This is a genomic window from Gluconobacter potus, assembly GCF_015244705.1.
Taxonomy (GTDB): Bacteria; Pseudomonadota; Alphaproteobacteria; order Acetobacterales; family Acetobacteraceae; genus Gluconobacter; species Gluconobacter potus.
This window is the reverse complement of record NZ_JABCQF010000001.1, coordinates 89,792-107,255: the sequence shown is the minus strand read 5'-3', so window position 1 is coordinate 107,255 and position 17,464 is coordinate 89,792. Positions and strand designations below refer to the sequence as shown.

The window sequence follows — 17,464 nt, the reverse complement described above, 5'->3', positions numbered from 1 at the left end:
GAAGCTCTCCGCCTTTTTGAAAAAAGGCGGAACCCAAAAACTTTTAGAAATTATACAGAGCAATCAGTCTGAAACGCGGGCGATGTCGGCACCGCAGGCGGCGAGCTTGCGGTCCACGCCTTCGTAGCCGCGATCCAGATGATAGATGCGACTGAGCTGCGTCTCACCTTCCGCTGCCAGCCCAGCGAGGATCAGCGAGAACGAGGCCCGCAGATCGGTCGCCATGACGGGAGCACCCGACAGCTTCGGCACACCGCGGATGATGGCGGAGCGGCCGTGCACGTTGACGCGCGCGCCCATGCGGTTGAGCTCCGGCACATGCATGAAACGGTTTTCGAAGATCGTCTCGGTGATCATGGACGCACCTTCGGCCACCGACAGCATCGCCATGAACTGCGCCTGCATGTCCGTCGGGAAGCCGGGATACGGCTCGGTCATGATGTCCACGCCCTGAAGCGTCCCGCTGCGGCGGACGCGCAGGCCGCGTTCTTCTTCCAGAACCTCGACGCCCGTTTCCTCAAGCGTGCGGATCACGGCGCCCAGATCATCAGCGCGTCCCCCCACGAGCAGCAGGTCACCGCCCGTGATACCGGCCGCGCAGGCATAGGTGCCGCATTCGATACGGTCCGGCATGACGGCGTAATGCGCGCCGTGCAGCTTTTCCACACCGTCAATGACCAGCGTGCCCGAGCCTTCGCCCGTGATCTGCGCGCCCATCGCATTCAGGCAGTGCACCAGATCGCTGATTTCCGGCTCGCGTGCGGCGTTAACGATATGGGTGCGCCCCTTGGCCAGCGTTGCGGCCATCAGCAGGTTCTCAGTCGCGCCCACGCTGGCAAACGGCAGGATGATCCGGTCGCCCTTCAGCCCGTCCGGAGCGGTCGCATTGATATAGCCGTTTTCGAGACGGATCTCGGCGCCCAGCGTCTCAAGCCCCTTGAGATGCATGTCCACCGGGCGCGTTCCGATGGCGCAGCCGCCCGGCAGAGAGACCTTCGCCTCACGCGCGCGGGCCAGAAGCGGTCCGAGCACCAGAATGGAGGCGCGCATCTTGGAGACGATGTCATACGGCGCCTCGACGGAGCCGATCTCGCCACCAATGGACAGCGTGCGCGGCCCGGCGTCCTCAACCGTGATGCCCAGCCCCACCAGAAGGTCGCGCATCGTCTTGATGTCAGCGATGGCCGGCACGTTGGACAGCACCAGCCGCTCGGATGTCAGCAGGCCCGCGACCATGAGTTTGAGGCCGGAGTTCTTGGCCCCCCCGATCTCGATTTCGCCTGTCAGGCGGCGGCCACCGCGAATGATGAAACGGTCCATGGTGCGATCCTTGAGAAACGGGCCTTGAAAGCGTAGCCTTAGAGGCGGGGCGTGGTGACGCCGGACTGGCGCATGTATTTTCCAGCACGGTCGGCGTAGCTGACCTCACAGGGGCTGGCACCCTGGAAAAACAGGAACTGACAGATGCCCTCGTTCGCATAGATTCGCGCGGGCAGCGGCGTAGTGTTACTGATCTCGATCGTGACCTGGCCTTCCCATTCCGGCTCAAGCGGCGTGACGTTCACGATGATGCCGCAGCGCGCATAGGTGGACTTGCCGAGGCACACCACCAGCGTGTCACGCGGGATACGGAAATATTCGACTGTATGCGCCAGCGCGAAGCTGTTGGGCGGGATGGTGATGTCGCCCGTACGGGTCACGAAGCTGTTGGACGCAAAGTTCTTCGGATCGACGATGGCGCTGTCCACGTCGGTGAAGATCTTGAATTCTTCCGCCACGCGCGCGTCATAGCCATAGGACGACAGGCCGTAGGAAATGACGCCTTCGCGCTTCTGGGCCTCCACGAATGGCTCGATCATGCCTTTTTCCCGGGCCATCTGGCGGATCCATGTGTCGGGCATGATGGGCATGAAGGCACTCCTGAACGAGGGCAGTACAAATCGCCCTGTGCGTCTAACCCACCTGCTCTAGCGAGCGATGGGCGATCACGCAATGTGTCGGATCAGTCATTTTTCGTGAGGGTCTGTGATGAACGTCCAAGCAGGGCTTCAAGCCATTGCGGGCGCAGTTCGCTGGTCAGCACGCCGCCCACGATCAGCATGGCCCCCAGCAGGGTCGCCGGGGGCAGACTGTCGCCCGCCAGCCAGCCGACAAGACCACCCCAGACCGGCTCTCCGGCATAGATCACCGCGGCCTTGGTCGGCGCGACGGATTTCTGCGCCCAGTTCATCACCACCTGCACGAGGGCGCTCAGGCCACCCAGCCCGAGCGCACAGCCAAACCAGATCCATGAAAAGGAAGGAAAAGCCTCCCCCGAAACCGGCATCATAAGCCCGGCGAAAAGACTACCAGCAAAGAGTTGCATGACCGTCACGCGCAGACTGTCCACGCCCCGGGCATAGAGGCTGATCAGCACGATCTCGACCGCGATGGCGATGGCCGCAAACAGCGTCAGCAGGTCCCCGCGCCCGAAGGACAGCGACAGCGCCGCTGGTCCCGCCAGACAGACCAGACCGGCAAACGCCAGCGCAATCCCGAGCCAGCTCATCAGATGTGGCGGCTTGCGCAGGAAAGCCCACTGGAAGATCGGCACCAGCGGCACGTAAAGCGCCGTGATGAAGGCGGAGCGGCTGCTGGTGATGTCGTGCAGGCCCGCGCTCTGCAACACATAGCCGGTCGCCAGGGCGACTCCGATCAGCGCCCCGGCCCGGACTTCCCGCCAGTTGAAATCCAGCAGTTTCCGCCCGGCCAGCAGCCCGACGAACACCGCCGCCATCATGAAACGGACAAAAACGAAAAAGCCTGGCCCGCAGTGCTGCATGGCGATGTGCAGCACGAGAAACGTCACGCCCCACAGCACCGTCACGCCCGTCAGCGCCAGTTCCTGCGGCGAAGGGAGGGGAAAGCTGCGCTTCACAGACTCTCTAGCGATCATCGGTAGAGGATGAGCCAGCGTCGTCCTGCGGCCGCGCACGCTGCTGCTGTTTGCGGCGCATCAGATTGGCCCGGAGCGCCCTGGCCTCACGGCTTTCCCGCTCTTCCTTCGCGGCCGCCGCGCGGTCACGGACGATCTGCTCTGTCGGTTTTGCGTCCTTACTGGTCATGGCTGTATTCCTCGAATGTCTCCCGCAGACGGGTGCCCAGAAGTTCGTCATACACACCCAGCGTGCGGGCCTGCATCAGCGTTGTCGTATAGTTGGCGACGGCATGGGCCCGGGCCTTTTCCGCCAGCCAGTCCAGTGCGTCATCATCCGTTTCCAGAACGCTTTTCAGCGCGTCCGCCAGGGCTTGCGGATCATCGGGAGGCACAACCAGACCCGTCTCGCCGGGCAGGATCGTCTCCATCATGGCCCCCTGTGCGGTACCGATCACCGGACAACCCATCATCTGTGCTTCCACCAGTGTGCGTCCGAACGGCTCGGGCCGGAGCGAGGGCGCCACGACAACGCTCGCCAGTTCGCAGGCAGCCGGCATGTCAGTGCAGGTTCCTGCGAACCGGACATGCTCCTCAAGCCCCAGTTCCTGCACGCGCTGTTGCAGTTTGCGAGAGAACTTCCGGTCGTTCTCCGGGCCGGCCAGAACGCAGATCCATCCTGTGCCCATCTTCGAGCGCAGCAGACCCAGCGCCTCGACCAGAACGCCCTGCCCTTTCCATGCCGTCAGCCGTGCGGGCATGAGGATGATCCTTGCCTCGACAGGCACGCGCCAGGCCTCGGCCAGTTTCTGCACGCGTTCGCCGAAGATCGTGCCGGGCGTGAACTCCCGCAGATCGGCCCCGCGCGGAATGACGCGCAGACGGCTCTCCGGCACGGCGTATTCGCTGCGCAGGCGACGGGCGATGAACTCCGAAATCGCAATGACCCGGGTGCCGCGCGCCAGCACGGAATTATAGAGCTTCTTGCCCCGCCACTTCGCCTCATGCACGCCGTGCCATGTCGTCACGAGCGGGATGTTTTCCCGGCGGCACGCGATCCATGCCGCCCAAGCCGGAATCCGCGAGCGGGCATGGACCAGATCCACGCCCTCGCTGCGAATGATGGCCTGCAGGTCCTTCGCCCGGCGCAGCACGGCGACAGGGGATTTTTTCTTCAGATCAAGCTCAATATATCGTGCGCCGGCATGACGGAGCTGCACCAGAAGCCGACCGGGACGCGAGGCGACCAGTGCCGTGCCGCCCCCTTGGGTGATTGCCGCGGCAATCTCGACAGCCCCGCGCTCCAGCCCGCCGGTGCCCAGCGCCGGAAGAACCTGAAGGATGACGGGAGAGCGGTCGGTCATGATGGTCGGAGGTGGCCTGTTCCGGGAAGAGTTTTGTGAACGAAAACAGCCTGTAGCCGGGTCTGGAGGCGCTTCCCACCCGAAAAATGGAAAAAACGGCCCCGGAAACGACAAAGGGGTGGTCTCCGTGCCATTTCCGGCACGAAAACCACCCCTTCCGTCATCCGGAGGCCTCAGCTCCCGCGTTCTCAGCCCTTGTGATCGGGCAGGGCGTAGACGACCAGCTGATCGCTGACCGGCGTCATCATGAAGTGATGACCACCCGCCATGATGGCGACGTACTGATGACCATTGGCTTCGTAGGTCATCGGGTTGGCCTGACCGCCGCCTGGCAGGACTGCGCTCCAGACCACCTTGCCGGTGTGCTCGTCGATGGCGCGGATCTGGTTATCCGTAGCCGCCGCGATGAACACCACGCCACCGGCCGTAACGACCGAGCCGCCATTGTTCGGCGTACCGATTTCCCACGGCAGACCCGTCGGCAGGCCCCACGGACCATTGGCGCGAGCCGTTCCCAGCGGATGCTGCCACAGCACCTTCTGGCCATGCTTCATGTCGATGGCCGTGATCATGCCGTAGGGCGGACGGTTGCACATCATGCCCGTGTACTGATCCCAGAACGGGGTCACGACGATGCCGTAAGGCGTGCCGTCCATGGCGCCGTTACCTTCGGCTCCGCCACCACCCGGCTTGTAGTTCGGGTCATCGATCGGCATCAGGCCAAGTTCGTCGGCCTTCTTGCGGGTCACGAGCTGGTCGTACATCGGGGTGATGTTCCAGTTCGCAATCAGGATGCCGCTCTGCGGGTCATAGGACACGGAGCCCCAGTCGCTGCCGCCGTTATAGCCCGGATATTCGATCCAGGGCTTGTCGACGCTCGGCGGCGTGAACTCACCCGTATAGTTCGCACGGCGGAACTTGATACGGCAGAAGAGCTGATCGATGGGGGACATGCCCCACATATCCGTCTCTTTCAGGTCCGGCACGCGCAGGGCCGGCATGCCCGTGGACCAGGGCTGCGTCGGCGAACGCGGATCGCCCGGGATCACACCCGGCGACGGAGCGGGACGCTCCTCGACCGGCAGGATCGGCTTGCCATCACGACGGTCGAGCACGAAGGTCTGGCCGCGCTTGGTCGGCATGATGAGTGCGGGGACAGGCTGGCCATCCTGGCCGGGCATGTCCATGAGCGTGGCCTGCGAGCCGATATCATAGTCCCAGACGTCCTTGTGCGCCGTCTGGAAGACCCAGCGAGGGGAACCCGTCTTTACGTCGAGCGCGACAACTGCGGACGAGACCTTGTTTTCGGCATCGCTACGCAGGGCACTGTAGTAGTCGGAAGCCGAGTTTCCGGTCGGGACGTAGACGAGACCCAGCGCATTATCGCCGGTCATCGCAGCCCAGGAGTTCGGAGTACCACGGCTGTAATGGTTGTTGCCGGTCGGCTGGCTGTGGTCATCGGGGCGGTTCACGTCCCAGGCCCACAGGAACTTGCCGCTCTCGGCATCATAGCCACGGATCACACCCGACGGGGCCCAGCGCCGCTGACCGTCGAGAACCTCGTGGTTGACCACGACCACACCGTTCACGATCGGCGGCGGCGTCGTCATGGAGACGAAGCCCGGAACGGATTCGCCAAGACCCTGCATCAGGTTGACCTGGCCGCCATTGCCGAAGCCCTCGCACAGATTGCCGGTCGCGGCATCGACCGCGATCAGGCGCATGTCGAGCGTGCCTTCAAGGATACGGTTATGGCAGGGCTGGCCCTCAGGCACCTGCGACGACGTGAAATACGTCACGCCCTTGCACGCTGCGGTGTAGGGGATGGCTTCGTATTTCTCGTTGATGTTGTGACGCCAGATCTCCTTACCCGTCGCCGGGTCGAGCTTCATGATGTCGTTCTGTGCGGAGCACATGTAGAGGCCGTCACCTACCTTGATCGGGGTGGTTTCGGCAGCCCATTTGTTCGTCTGGCCCGGACGCGGATAGCTGCCGGTGTGATAGACGAAAGCGACCTTGAGCTGATCGGCGTTCTGCGGCGTGATCTCTGACAGGGGCGAATAGCGCATCTGGCTGTCGTCATGGCCGTAGGCGGCCCAGTCTCCGGAGGCGGGGCTGGCACTCTGCTGCGGGGCCATCTGCGGAACATCGTTCGGATCCATGGACCCGATATCCGGCAGGTTGGCCGCGTTCACACCCGGCGCCTGGGGCGCATAGGGGGACGGGCCGGAAAAGCGGCTCTTCGCAGCCGGCGTGTTCTCGGTCGGCTCGAAGGAATTGCTGCTGCCATTGCCGGGACCCGGCACGGTGGAGGTTGGCGCACCGCCGCTGCCTGCGGGAGCGAACTGGGCATTGGCAGCCAGCGGAGCGCAGGCCAGCGTGGCACAGGCAACGGTGGCGAGAAGATGGGATCTGCGCATCAGACGGTTTCCCTCAGGGTGCGGCGGGTTTCCATCCGGCGAAGAACCGGGATGGTGAGGGCGACAAGGATGCCCAGCAGCGTCGGGCCGAAATCACGCGGCAGAAGGTCAACGGGGCTGAAGCCCACTTCCCACAGGGACCAGACCCAAGTGTAGGCCAGCGCCCCCAGATACAGGAATGCGCCCAGCGTCCGCCCCATGAGCATGAAAACACCGCCGGCAACCAGCGGAATGCCACAGATGACGTAATAGACAGAGCCGCCCAGCATCGCGAGGTCGGCCCCGGCGATCACGAAGAACAGCCCCACCAGAATGATGACAACCCCTAGGACCAGTGTGAGCCACTCGGTCAGGGTTCTGCTGCCATAAGTATTCGGCATTGGTGAAAGCCTCCAGAACTGAAAGTCCGGACGGTAAGTCCAGATTTTCCGGAAAGCTACGGTTCTTTTTCAATATTGTTGAATATAATTCTAACAAAAACGTGTGATAACACGGTTTCATTTCAATAAATTCAAATACGCGTTACCTTTATTACCCGGCCGGGATTGTTACGACCGCCCCTGCCGTATGGTTCGTTGCTGCAAGGGCGGCGAGAACCTGCACCATCGTAAACGCCAGTTTGCTCTGGAAATCGCGATCACTGATCCAGAACCAGGTGTTGTTATAACTGACCGCGGCATAGCGGGTGTCCGGCTCTTCCCGGCTCGAATGGATCACAACTTCCGGGCGGTTCTCGATCCCGACCTGTCCGATCGTGGGGGGCGTACGGCCGCTCTTGATGTCGTCTTCCGGCACCTCGACCTCGTAGGCGAGTTGCGTCAGCATCGCGAGCATGGAGCGCGTCAGGATCGCGATCTGCTTGCCGGGATGCTTGGGATACGGGCCATAGACGATTTCGGCTTCCTCGGCTCCCGGGTCGAGATGCAGGAGCCGGCGCACCTCTGCCTGAATCGCCAGAAGGTTGCTGTCCGATGTCGAGGTCAGGACCAGATAGGAGCGCTCGGCACCCGTGCTGCTTCCCCCGTTGCCATTGCTATCAGACTTGCCGCCGTTTTTCTTGCTGTCCGGCGGGGTAGGGTTCTCGCTCGTGATCCGGATGGTCATGGCCCCCTGAATCTGGAGCTGTCGCAGGTCGTGCAGGAGCAGATAGAACCGCACCGACCCGCCACCGAATGGGCCCGCACCAAGCCCACGGACATTGGACAGGCCGTCGATGGACTGTGCGGTCAGACGCAGCAGCGTATCGATCGGCAGGCCACCAAGGCTGAGCGGCATGATGACCGTCGGCGAGATCGGCCGGACCACGTTCTCGGCATATTGCTGCCCCGTCACCGGCTGGTAGGTGAAAGTCGGGTTCTCCCCCAGGGACATGGTTCCCGTGCCGAACAGGTAGTTCCCGACCGCCGTCGCCGGATAGGCGTAAAAGCCGCCGCTGATGCTCTTGGAAACGCTGTAGCCCGCAATCACCTGCGTCGTATCAAGGAATGTCGGCGGATCGGCGTAACGCAGCCGGACGATGTTCAGCAGCATCTCGTGCTTCTGGGTATCCCCCAGCGCACGGGAGTATTCGAGCTGGTCGTTCCGCAGTTTTCCGGGCCCCATCGGGCCACAGGCGGAGAGGCCGGTTGCGGAGAAAATGGCCAGGGCAGCCATCAGCGTGGCACGAAAGTAAGGATGATTCGGCATGGCTGTCTGAAGACTGTCCCATTGGCAGGCAAAGCGGAAGGCCCAACCTTACTAGAGGGCGATGTCCATATCGGAAACAGCCATCTTCCCCTTCAGGCCCCGTGAAGCGAACATTCTCGACGAAATGTGTCGTCCAAGTGCTTGAAACACCTTGCGGCGTTGCCTAGATCAGTAGTCGGAACACAGGCCCGTGAGGGTCTGGATACGTCAATAGGGTCCGATCCGGTGCCTCACAGGGCCGGAACGGACCGCTGAGAGGACTGATATTACATGAGCAAAGTCATTGGCATTGACCTTGGTACCACCAACTCCTGCGTCGCAGTACGCGAGGGTGACGAAACCAAGGTCATCGAAAACAGCGAAGGCGCCCGCACGACGCCGTCCATGGTCGCCTTCACCGACAACGGTGAGCGTCTCGTCGGACAGGCCGCGAAGCGTCAGGCCGTCACCAACCCGGCCAACACCCTTTATGCCGTCAAGCGTCTGATCGGCCGTCGTTACGACGACCCGACCGTCCAGAAGGACAAGGAGATGGTGCCGTACGCCATCGTCCGTGGCGACAACGGCGACGCATGGGTCGAGGCACGTGGCGAGAAGTATGCTCCCTCGCAGATCGCAGCCTATGTTCTGGGCAAGATGAAGGAAACCGCCGAGAGCTATCTTGGCGAGACCGTCTCCCAGGCTGTCATCACGGTCCCGGCCTACTTCAACGACGCCCAGCGTCAGGCAACCCGTGACGCTGGCAAGATCGCCGGCCTCGAAGTCCTGCGCATCATCAACGAGCCGACCGCAGCAGCCCTCGCCTATGGCCTTGGCAAGCGCGATTCCGGCACGGTGGCCGTATATGACCTTGGTGGTGGTACGTTCGACGTCTCCATCCTCGAGATCTCCGACGGCGTGATCGAGGTGAAGTCCACGAACGGTGACACGTTCCTGGGCGGCGAAGACTTCGACAACCGCATCATCGGGTTCCTGGCTGACGAGTTCAAGAAAGACCAGGGCATCGACCTGCGTGGTGACAAGCTCGCCCTGCAGCGCCTGAAGGAAGCCGCCGAGAAGGCAAAGATCGAGCTGTCCTCCTCCAAGGAGACCGAGATCAACCTGCCGTTCATCACGGCTGACGCCTCCGGTCCGAAGCACCTCGTCGTCAAGCTGTCCCGCGCCAAGCTGGAGAGCCTGGTTGATGACCTGATCCAGCGCACACTCGGCCCGTGCCGTGCAGCCATCAAGGACGCGTCCGTCTCCGCCAATGAGATCGACGAAGTCATCCTGGTCGGCGGCATGACCCGTATGCCGAAGGTCATCGAGACGGTTAAGGAGTTCTTCGGCAAGGATCCGGCACGCAACGTCAATCCTGACGAAGTGGTCGCCATCGGTGCCGCCGTTCAGGGCGCTGTCCTGAAGGGTGACGTCAAGGACGTCCTGCTTCTCGACGTGACGCCGCTGTCGCTGGGTATCGAAACGCTGGGTGGCGTGTTCACCCGTCTGATCGACCGCAACACGACGATCCCGACCAAGAAGAGCCAGACCTTCTCCACGGCTGAAGACAACCAGAACGCCGTGACCATCAAGGTCTATCAGGGCGAGCGTGAGATGGCGGCTGACAACAAGCTGCTGGGCAATTTCGACCTGCAGGGCATTGCTCCGGCGCCGCGTGGCGTGCCGCAGATCGAAGTCACCTTCGACATCGACGCCAACGGCATCGTGAATGTGTCCGCCAAGGACAAGGCCACGAACAAGGAACAGCAGATCAAGATCCAGGCGTCTGGTGGTCTGTCTGATGCCGACATCGACCGCATGGTCAAGGACGCTGAAGCCAACGCTTCTGCCGACAAGGCCAAGCGCGAACTGGTCGAGCTGCGCAACAGCACGGAAAGCCTCATCCACCAGACCGAGAAGTCCATCACCGAAGGTGGCGACAAGGTTCCGGCGGCTGACAAGTCCGAAGCTGAAGCTGCGATCGCCGAGGCCCGCGAAGCTCTGGGGGGCGAAAACCTCGACGCTCTGAAGGCTGCCAGCGAGAAGCTGACGCAGGCTGCCATGAAGGTTGGTCAGGCTGTGTACCAGGCTGGTCAGGGCGCTGAAGGTGGCGCTGCGCCGGAAGGCGAGAAGAAAGACGAAAACGTCGTTGATGCCGACTTCGAAGACCTCGAAGACGACAGCAAGAAGCACTGATCGGGTGACTTCCGCAGACGGAGCTGAATGCTCCGTCTGACCCTGTTTTCCGAGGGCGCCCGTTCCCGCAAGGGGGTGGGCGCCATTCTTGTTTTCCGGCCCTCCACAGGGACCGCCTTCAGGACCGCCCCAAGGACCGAACATGGCCACCAGAATCGACTATTACGAATCCCTTGAAGTCTCCCGCACGGCCTCGCCCGACGAGCTGAAGAAAGCCTTCCGCAAACAGGCCATGCGCTACCACCCCGACCGTAATCCGGGTGATGACGCCGCCGAGCAGAAGTTCAAGGAAATCAACGAAGCCTACGACGTCCTGAAGGACGAACAGAAGCGTGCAGCCTATGACCGTTACGGCCATGACGCCTTTGAAGGTGGCATGGGCGGAATGGGCGGCGGCTTCGGTGGTGGCTTTGCCGGTGCGGGCGGTCTGGGTGACATCTTCGACCAGATGTTCGGCGACATGATGGGTGGCCGGCGCGGTGGGGGACGCCGGACCGGGGCGGATGTCCAGGTTCAGGTCGAGATCACGCTGATGGAAGCCTTCACGGGCGTGACGAAGGACGTCGAAGTCCGGACGCGCGTGACCTGTGAGGCCTGTCATGGTTCGGGTTCGGCCGATCCGAAGGCCGGCAGCAGCACCTGCCCGACCTGTCATGGTGCGGGCAAGGTCCGCGCACAGCAGGGCTTCTTCCTCGTCGAGCGCCCCTGCCCGACCTGCCATGGTTCGGGACGCACCGTGGCCAATCCGTGCAAGGTCTGTCACGGCACGGGCACGGAAGCGAAAACGGAAACCATCAGCATCGACATCCCGGCCGGCGTCGAGGATGGCACCCGCATCCGCATGGCTGGCAAGGGCGAGGCCGGTGGCGAAGGCGTGCAGCCGGGCGATCTGTACGTTCACATCTCCGTCCTGTCGCATGACATTTTCCAGCGCGACGGATCGAACATCTACTGCCGCGTTCCGCTGCGCATGACGCAGGCGGCTCTTGGCACGGAAGTCGAGGTTCCGGTTGTGGATGGTGGCCGCAGCAAGGTCCGCATTCCTGCGGGCACACAGACTGGTGAGACGTTCCGTTTGCGCGGCAAAGGCTTCTCGGTCCTGCGCTCTTCGGCCCGGGGAGACATGTACATTCAGGTCTCGGTCGAGACGCCGAGCCATCTGACGAAGCGCCAGCGCGAACTTCTCGAAGAGTTTGAGAAGGAAGCCGGGGACGACCATGCGAAGGGCAGCCCCGAAAACAGCGGCTTCTTCGCCAAGGTCCGCGACTTCTTCGAAGGCCGCTGATCTTTCAGATCTGCAAAAAGCCCGGTGCTCTCTTCGGAGACACCGGGCTTTTTCATGTCAGGCCGCGCCGAAGATATCCTTCAGGGTCCGTTCCATAACGCCGGCATCCAACGTCCTGCCCAGCCAGTGCTCCACGCCGATCACGCCCTGATTGACCAGCATCCCCAGCCCGTCCAGCACGGTACAGCCCTTGCCTTCCGCTTCACGCAGCAGCCGCGTTCTGGGTGGGTTGGGAATGACATCGGCGACGATCAGCCCTTTACGCAGAGTCTCGACCTTGAGCGGCGGCATGGCGTCGGCGTCGCCCAGACCGATGGACGTGGCGTTGATCAGGATGTCCACATCGTCCGGCACGCCGGCTTCACCATCCCATGCCTGAACGTCCGCCTTGGCCGACGTGTTGTCCCGCACCAATGCGGCAATGGTTTCCGCCTTCTTCGGATCGCGGTTCATGACCGTGATGTGAGCAGCAGAAGCGAGCCCCAGTTCCACGGCGATGGCACGCGCAGCCCCACCCGCGCCCAAAAGCAGGACCTTCTTTCCGGACGGGTCCGCGACCTGTTTCAGGGACGCCAGAAAACCCTTTCCGTCGGTGTTATCGCCGATCAGGCGCCCTTTGCGGATGGAAACACAGTTCACCGCGCCGATAATCCGCGCAGACTCTGCCAGTTCGTCCAGATGTTCGATCACCGCGACCTTGTGCGGCAGGGAGCAGTTGAACCCGACCCATTCCATGGCCCGCGCACCAGCAACCGCGTCTTTCAGGTTCTCCGCCTTGACGTCACAGTTGATGTAACGCGCGTCAATGTCGTGATGCCGGTAGGCGGCCTCGATCATGGCGACGGTGGGGTTGTCATCGCAGGGCGTCGAGAACGATCCGGTCAGGATACTGCGGAAATTCTGCTTGCTCATGAAAGGCTCCTCGGATCTGTGCCTGTTTTTGCGTTCATCCGAAATGACGCACGGGCGCGCAGAAGGGTCCATTCACATTCCGGAAATGTCAGTTTTCCGGAACACTCAGGCCCAGCAGGGCAGCCTCACGACCTGTCAGCAGATCGGCGAGCGTATAGCGGTCCAGCACCGCCAGAAACGCGCCCAGCGCATCGCCCAGCACGCCGCGCAGCACGCAGGCCGGGGACAGGACGCAGGGCCGTCCGTCCGTGCTGTTGCGGCCCTCGCAGTCCACCAGCGTCATGTCGTCTTCCGTGAAGCGGACGACCGCGCCCACATTGATCTCTGAAGCGGGACGCGCGAGTTCCAGCCCGCCGCCGCGCCCACGGACGGTCGTGACGAAACCGCCCTGCCCCAGACGGTGCACGACCTTCACCAGATGGTTTTCGGAAATACGGTAAGCCTGTGCGATCTCGCGGATGGAGACGCGGCGTGACGTGTGAACGCCAAGGTGGATCAGCACGCGCAGGGCGTAATCGGTGTGCAGTGTCAGGCGCATGGCGACTCCTCTGCCAGATTGACAGGCGCAGGTCACGTTTTTAAAGATGTATTTCAAATGCACCTTTAAGGGGACCGCTCATGTCCACTTCCGCCGACCGCAGCCTCACGCCCGAGACCATCGCCATCATCAAGGCGACCATCCCGGCGCTCGAAGCCCATGGCGTGACGATCACGTCCGAAATGTACCGCCGCCTGCTGGCCGATCCCGCGATTGCGGAAATGTTCGACCCGACTCATCAGTCCACTGGCACGCAGCCCCGGGCACTGGCCATGGCCGTGCTGGCCTACGCGAAAAACATCGATAATCTGGGTGTGATGGGTGGTGCGGTCGAACGGATCGCGCAGAAACACGCCAGCCTGGAAATCCAGCCGGAGCATTATCCGCATGTCGCCACGGCCCTGCTCGGCGCGATTTCGGCCGTTCTGGGGGATGCTGCAACGCCGGAAATCCTCGACGCCTGGGGCAAGGCCTACTGGGCGCTGGCGGATATCCTGATCGGCCGCGAGCATCAGCTTTATGACAGTAGCGCCCATGCCGAAGGCGGCTGGACCGGCTGGCGTCCGTTCCGCATTGTCCGCGCCGTGCCGGAATGTGCGAATGTCACGTCGCTTGAGCTGGAGCCTGTGGATGGCAAGCCGGTCATCAGCGCCATTCCGGGGCAGTATCTGGGCGTTGATCTGGATATTCCGGGCCATGGACGCACGCGCCGCAATTACAGCATCACATCCAGCCCGAACCGGAAGGGCTATCGCATCAGCGTGCGACATGTTTCGAACGGTGCCGTTTCGAGCTGGCTGAACAGCGGGAAATGTGAAGGGACGGACGTCCTGCTGTCACCGCCTGCCGGCAATTTCCTGCTACCCGAAAAGGTCGAAGGACCGCTGGCGTTCGTCTGTGCCGGGATCGGCATTACGCCGATGATCGGGATGCTAGAAGCACTGGCCCAGCCGGGCGTCACGACGCCTGTTCATGTCGTACAGATCGCCCATTCTGCCGAGACCGCACCGTTTGCGGAGCGTCTGGTGGAACTGTCCCACAATTCGGGAGGGCGCATCCGGGTGGTCACGCGCCTGACGGAGAAAGACGGTCGCCCGACTGCCGCCTGGGTGGCCGAGCAGCTGCCCGGCGGCGTCTCGACCTATCTGTGTGGTCCGACAGGCTTCATGCGTAACATGGTGCACGGCCTGCCGGACGCCGGGATTCCGGCCGAGCGCCTGCGTTACGAGACGTTCGGACCGGATACCGGCGTGACGGACTGACCAAGAAGGCAGATTAAAGCGCGCTGGCCTTCTGCTCCGCGTCCGACAGGATGCGGGCACGGTCGGCGCCGCCATTCGTGGCGAGGCCTTCGGCCTCGATCACGGTGATGTCCGTGATGCCGATCATGGTGAAGACGGACTTCAGATAGCTGAGCTGATGCTCGAAGGACGCGGCCGGAGAGCCTGCGCCATACAGGCCGCCACGGGCCACGGCGAGCACGACTTTCTTGCCCTTGGCCAGACCTTCGATTCCGTTTGCTCCGTAGCGGAAGGTCTGGCCCGCCACCATGATGCGGTCGATCCAGGCCTTGAGCTGGCTGGGAATCGACAGGTTGTACATCGGCACGCCAATGACGACGATGTCGGCTGCCTGGAAGGTTTTCAGAGCCTCCGCGCCGGCGATCAGTTCGGGACGGCCAGAGACGTCCGGCGTCAGTTCCTTGCCGAGCCAAGACAGGGCCTCGACATCCAGATGCGGCAGCGGATCGCTGGCAAGGTCGAGGGAAATGACCTCGACGGACGGGTCTTTCTTGCGGAACTGGGCGACAGCGGCGGCACTGACATGACGGCTGGCGGAGCTGTCACCGAGAATGCTGGAATCGATGTGGAGAAGTTTCATTTTGATCTTTCCGGTTCCTGATCGTAACCAGCACCAGATAAGGAACCTTTGAACCCCGCCGCAAGAAGGCACATTCCGGAGCCATAGGCACATGGATGTTCGCGTCAGTGAAACCGCCCCTCTCCCGAAGCTGGCCACAGTGCAGGCTGCGCCCCCGGCTGACGACACGCATAGCAGCGATGCCTGCGCCGTTATCCGCTCCATCCTCGCGCGCACGACGGACAAGTGGAGCATCCTGATCGTCAAGTCGCTCGGGCGCGGGCCGCACCGTTTCAGCGAGTTGCGGCGCGCGATCGACGGGATTTCACAGCGGATGCTGACCCTGACCCTGCGCAATCTGGAACGCGACGGCCTCGTGCTGCGAACCGTCACGCCGACGACTCCACCACGCGTGGATTATGAACTCACGACGCTTGGGGAATCGCTGTGGACGCTGACCGAAGCCTTTGGTCAGTGGGCGCTGTCGAACCGCCCCGAAATCGAGGCGGCCCGTACCCGTTTCGACGCCCGGCTTGACGCCAACATCTGATTTTTCCGTTCTGATGGACCGACCATGACCCAGATTTCCGCTCCCCGTATTGGTATCGCCGGCATTACCGGCCGGCTTGGAACGCTCTGCGCCGAAGAGGCCGGGGACGCTCTCGTCGGCGGCCTCTCCCGGACAGCAGACCCCCAGCGCAACATCACCACCGATCCCGCCGCACTCGCGAAAAGCTGCGATGTCGTGATCGATGTCAGCCATGCTTCGACCGTACCGGTCCATGCGGCAGCCTTCGCGCAGGCCGGATGCGCCTGGGTTCTGGGAACAACGGGGCTCGATCAGGGCGCGCAGGATGCCGTGAACGCTGCGGCACAGCATATTCCTGTTCTTCAGGCCGCCAATTTCTCACCGGCGCTGACGCTGTTTCTGGAACTAGCGCGTCAGCTTGGCGCAGGGCTGCCGGATTATGATGCGGAAATTCTGGAGGTTCATCATCGCCAGAAACTGGATGCGCCGTCCGGCACGGCACTGGCGATTGGCCGGGCTGTGGCGGAAGGGCGTGGGGTCAGGTTCGAGGACGTGGCCCGGACCGACCAGAATGGCCGCCGTCCGGATGGGGCAATCGGATTCGCCTCCCTGCGCGGCGGCCAAATCATAGGCGAACACGATCTTGTTCTGATGGCCGCGGACGAACAGATCACCCTGTCCCACCGCGCACTGGACCGAAGGGTTTTCGCAAGAGGCGCCCTACTGGCCGCAAGATGGTTGGCAGGACGCTCCGCCGGCCTCTACACAATGGCCGACGCGTTAAAACGCTAACCGAAAACAGGGTGCAGGGATCAAGATCCCTGCCGGGCCCGGGCAGAGCCCGGACTCCCCCGATCAACCACCAGCAATCGGCAGGTTCACACCCGTCATGAAGCTGGAATCATCCCCCAGCAGGAACGCCACCACACCGGGGATTTCGTTGATGTCGCCATAGCGGCGCATCGGGATGCTGCCGATCATCTGCTGGGCCACGACCTTGGGATCGGTGGAGAAATACTGGCTTCCGACCTTGGCCTGAAGTTCGACCTGGCGCTCCCACATGAAGCCGGGCCCCATGTAACCGGGGCTGATGGCGTTCACGCGGATGTTGTAAGGGGCGAGGTCCAGCGCGGCGGTTTCGGTCAGGGCGATGATGGCACCCTTGGACGCGCCATAGGCGGCCATGTTCGGCGGCCCCTTCACACCGGCCATGCTGGCGGTGTTGACGACGCGACCGTAGTTCTGGGCGATCATCTGGCGAGTGACGGCCTTGAGGACGTGGAACGCGCCGGTGACGTTGATCGTCAGCACGCGCGCGAAGTCATCTGACGGATAGTCCTGCACGGGGGCAAAGGCGCCCTGATAGCCGGCATTGTTGAACAGGAAGTCGATCTTCCCGAAGTCCCGGACCACGCTATCCACCGTCCCGATCACGGCCTCTTCGGACGTGACGTCACAGACATAGGAGCGGGCCTCGACGCCCTTTTCACGGACGGAGGCTTCCGCTTTTTCCAGGGCCTCGCGGTTCATGTCCAGAAGGGCGATGGCCGTGCCCTCTTCTGCCAGACGAAGGGCGGTCGCAAGACCGATATTGCCACCCGCGCCGGTGACCAGACAGACTTTACCGTTAAACTTCTTCGACATTCCGAATGCCTCAAACTCTGTTTTTCCCGGGACCGCACCCGTGACGGGCAACAAGGGTCGCGGGAACACGAACGCAGCATGGACGGTGTCGTTGAAAAATGAAACGGGGGCGCCAGCTCTCTTTTTTGTGATCTGAC

General features: G+C 62.6%; 17 protein-coding genes. 5 read left to right on the top strand and 12 right to left on the bottom strand.

The window, feature by feature from the left end; all coding sequences use genetic code 11:
* Positions 1 to 63: 63 nt before the first annotated feature.
* The 8 genes from murA to HKD31_RS00435 form a co-directional block, all read right to left on the bottom strand.
* On the bottom strand, positions 64 to 1,320 hold the full coding sequence (gene murA, locus HKD31_RS00470) for a UDP-N-acetylglucosamine 1-carboxyvinyltransferase (RefSeq protein WP_011252420.1): 1,257 nt from the start codon (positions 1,318 to 1,320) through the stop codon (positions 64 to 66).
* Positions 1,321 to 1,358: 38 nt separating this feature from the next.
* Positions 1,359 to 1,910 (bottom strand): dCTP deaminase, encoded by a 552-nt coding sequence (dcd, locus tag HKD31_RS00465; RefSeq protein WP_011252421.1) that lies wholly within the window; start codon positions 1,908 to 1,910, stop codon positions 1,359 to 1,361.
* Between the two features lie 92 nt (positions 1,911 to 2,002).
* Complete coding sequence (locus tag HKD31_RS00460) at positions 2,003 to 2,935, bottom strand: DMT family transporter (RefSeq protein ID WP_194264001.1); 933 nt, start codon at positions 2,933 to 2,935, stop codon at positions 2,003 to 2,005.
* A complete protein-coding gene (locus tag HKD31_RS00455) occupies positions 2,925 to 3,104 on the bottom strand; it encodes a hypothetical protein (RefSeq protein WP_062496586.1) in 180 nt (59 codons plus the stop codon). The genes HKD31_RS00460 and HKD31_RS00455 overlap by 11 nt, the downstream gene beginning before the upstream one ends.
* Entirely contained in the window at positions 3,094 to 4,278 is a 1,185-nt protein-coding gene (locus tag HKD31_RS00450) for a glycosyltransferase family 4 protein (protein ID WP_194264002.1), read from the bottom strand. Before HKD31_RS00450 ends, HKD31_RS00455 begins: the two co-directional genes overlap by 11 nt.
* A gap of 188 nt (positions 4,279 to 4,466) precedes the next feature.
* Positions 4,467 to 6,698, bottom strand: coding sequence for a pyrroloquinoline quinone-dependent dehydrogenase (locus tag HKD31_RS00445; protein ID WP_062496582.1), 2,232 nt, complete (start codon positions 6,696 to 6,698; stop codon positions 4,467 to 4,469).
* Positions 6,698 to 7,078 carry a hypothetical protein gene (locus HKD31_RS00440; protein WP_062496580.1) on the bottom strand — a complete coding sequence of 127 codons (381 nt, stop codon included), beginning with the start codon at positions 7,076 to 7,078 and terminating at the stop codon, positions 6,698 to 6,700. Before HKD31_RS00440 ends, HKD31_RS00445 begins: the two co-directional genes overlap by 1 nt.
* 151 nt (positions 7,079 to 7,229) lie before the next feature.
* Complete coding sequence (locus tag HKD31_RS00435) at positions 7,230 to 8,384, bottom strand: hypothetical protein (protein WP_194264003.1); 1,155 nt, start codon at positions 8,382 to 8,384, stop codon at positions 7,230 to 7,232.
* 270 nt (positions 8,385 to 8,654) lie between these two features.
* Between HKD31_RS00435 and dnaK the strand changes: the two genes are divergently transcribed.
* Both dnaK and dnaJ read left to right on the top strand, forming a co-directional pair.
* On the top strand, positions 8,655 to 10,559 hold the full coding sequence (dnaK, locus tag HKD31_RS00430) for a molecular chaperone DnaK (RefSeq protein WP_062496578.1): 1,905 nt from the start codon (positions 8,655 to 8,657) through the stop codon (positions 10,557 to 10,559).
* A 142-nt stretch (positions 10,560 to 10,701) separates the two neighbouring features.
* Positions 10,702 to 11,844 (top strand): molecular chaperone DnaJ, encoded by a 1,143-nt coding sequence (gene dnaJ, locus HKD31_RS00425; protein ID WP_062496577.1) that lies wholly within the window; start codon positions 10,702 to 10,704, stop codon positions 11,842 to 11,844.
* Between the two features lie 57 nt (positions 11,845 to 11,901).
* Here the strand turns inward: dnaJ and aroE are convergent, their stop codons facing one another.
* The gene (gene aroE, locus HKD31_RS00420) at positions 11,902 to 12,756 is read right to left on the bottom strand and encodes a shikimate dehydrogenase (RefSeq protein WP_194264004.1); all 855 of its coding nucleotides are present in this window, start codon (positions 12,754 to 12,756) and stop codon (positions 11,902 to 11,904) included.
* An 88-nt stretch (positions 12,757 to 12,844) separates the two neighbouring features.
* Positions 12,845 to 13,294 (bottom strand): RrF2 family transcriptional regulator, encoded by a 450-nt coding sequence (locus tag HKD31_RS00415; RefSeq protein ID WP_172492251.1) that lies wholly within the window; start codon positions 13,292 to 13,294, stop codon positions 12,845 to 12,847.
* Positions 13,295 to 13,374: 80 nt separating this feature from the next.
* On the opposite strand from HKD31_RS00415, the gene HKD31_RS00410 reads away from it, so the two are divergent.
* Entirely contained in the window at positions 13,375 to 14,556 is a 1,182-nt protein-coding gene (locus tag HKD31_RS00410) for a globin domain-containing protein (RefSeq protein ID WP_194264005.1), read from the top strand.
* Positions 14,557 to 14,569: 13 nt separating this feature from the next.
* On the opposite strand, the gene HKD31_RS00405 is transcribed toward HKD31_RS00410, so the two are convergent.
* Positions 14,570 to 15,175, bottom strand: a complete 606-nt coding sequence (locus HKD31_RS00405; RefSeq protein WP_194264006.1) for an FMN-dependent NADH-azoreductase — start codon at positions 15,173 to 15,175, stop codon at positions 14,570 to 14,572.
* A 91-nt stretch (positions 15,176 to 15,266) separates the two neighbouring features.
* Between HKD31_RS00405 and HKD31_RS00400 the strand changes: the two genes are divergently transcribed.
* Entirely contained in the window at positions 15,267 to 15,704 is a 438-nt protein-coding gene (locus HKD31_RS00400; RefSeq protein WP_194264007.1) for a winged helix-turn-helix transcriptional regulator, read from the top strand.
* A 24-nt stretch (positions 15,705 to 15,728) separates the two neighbouring features.
* On the top strand, positions 15,729 to 16,475 hold the full coding sequence (dapB, locus tag HKD31_RS00395) for a 4-hydroxy-tetrahydrodipicolinate reductase (RefSeq protein WP_194264008.1): 747 nt from the start codon (positions 15,729 to 15,731) through the stop codon (positions 16,473 to 16,475).
* A gap of 63 nt (positions 16,476 to 16,538) precedes the next feature.
* On the opposite strand, the gene HKD31_RS00390 is transcribed toward dapB, so the two are convergent.
* Positions 16,539 to 17,327, bottom strand: coding sequence for an SDR family NAD(P)-dependent oxidoreductase (locus HKD31_RS00390; RefSeq protein WP_194264009.1), 789 nt, complete (start codon positions 17,325 to 17,327; stop codon positions 16,539 to 16,541).
* Between the last annotated feature and the right edge of the window lie 137 nt (positions 17,328 to 17,464).

Coding starts and splice junctions, on each gene's coding strand:
- dnaJ (WP_062496577.1), top strand. CDS start 10,702: ATGGCCACCAGAATCGACTATTACGAATCCCTTGAAGTCTCCCGCACG.
- HKD31_RS00390 (WP_194264009.1), bottom strand. CDS start 17,327: ATGTCGAAGAAGTTTAACGGTAAAGTCTGTCTGGTCACCGGCGCGGGT.
- HKD31_RS00455 (WP_062496586.1), bottom strand. CDS start 3,104: ATGACCAGTAAGGACGCAAAACCGACAGAGCAGATCGTCCGTGACCGC.
- HKD31_RS00400 (WP_194264007.1), top strand. CDS start 15,267: ATGGATGTTCGCGTCAGTGAAACCGCCCCTCTCCCGAAGCTGGCCACA.
- HKD31_RS00460 (WP_194264001.1), bottom strand. CDS start 2,935: ATGATCGCTAGAGAGTCTGTGAAGCGCAGCTTTCCCCTCCCTTCGCCG.
- aroE (WP_194264004.1), bottom strand. CDS start 12,756: ATGAGCAAGCAGAATTTCCGCAGTATCCTGACCGGATCGTTCTCGACG.
- HKD31_RS00415 (WP_172492251.1), bottom strand. CDS start 13,294: ATGCGCCTGACACTGCACACCGATTACGCCCTGCGCGTGCTGATCCAC.
- dapB (WP_194264008.1), top strand. CDS start 15,729: ATGACCCAGATTTCCGCTCCCCGTATTGGTATCGCCGGCATTACCGGC.
- HKD31_RS00410 (WP_194264005.1), top strand. CDS start 13,375: ATGTCCACTTCCGCCGACCGCAGCCTCACGCCCGAGACCATCGCCATC.
- dcd (WP_011252421.1), bottom strand. CDS start 1,910: ATGCCCATCATGCCCGACACATGGATCCGCCAGATGGCCCGGGAAAAA.
- murA (WP_011252420.1), bottom strand. CDS start 1,320: ATGGACCGTTTCATCATTCGCGGTGGCCGCCGCCTGACAGGCGAAATC.
- HKD31_RS00450 (WP_194264002.1), bottom strand. CDS start 4,278: ATGACCGACCGCTCTCCCGTCATCCTTCAGGTTCTTCCGGCGCTGGGC.
- dnaK (WP_062496578.1), top strand. CDS start 8,655: ATGAGCAAAGTCATTGGCATTGACCTTGGTACCACCAACTCCTGCGTC.
- HKD31_RS00405 (WP_194264006.1), bottom strand. CDS start 15,175: ATGAAACTTCTCCACATCGATTCCAGCATTCTCGGTGACAGCTCCGCC.
- HKD31_RS00435 (WP_194264003.1), bottom strand. CDS start 8,384: ATGCCGAATCATCCTTACTTTCGTGCCACGCTGATGGCTGCCCTGGCC.
- HKD31_RS00440 (WP_062496580.1), bottom strand. CDS start 7,078: ATGCCGAATACTTATGGCAGCAGAACCCTGACCGAGTGGCTCACACTG.
- HKD31_RS00445 (WP_062496582.1), bottom strand. CDS start 6,698: ATGCGCAGATCCCATCTTCTCGCCACCGTTGCCTGTGCCACGCTGGCC.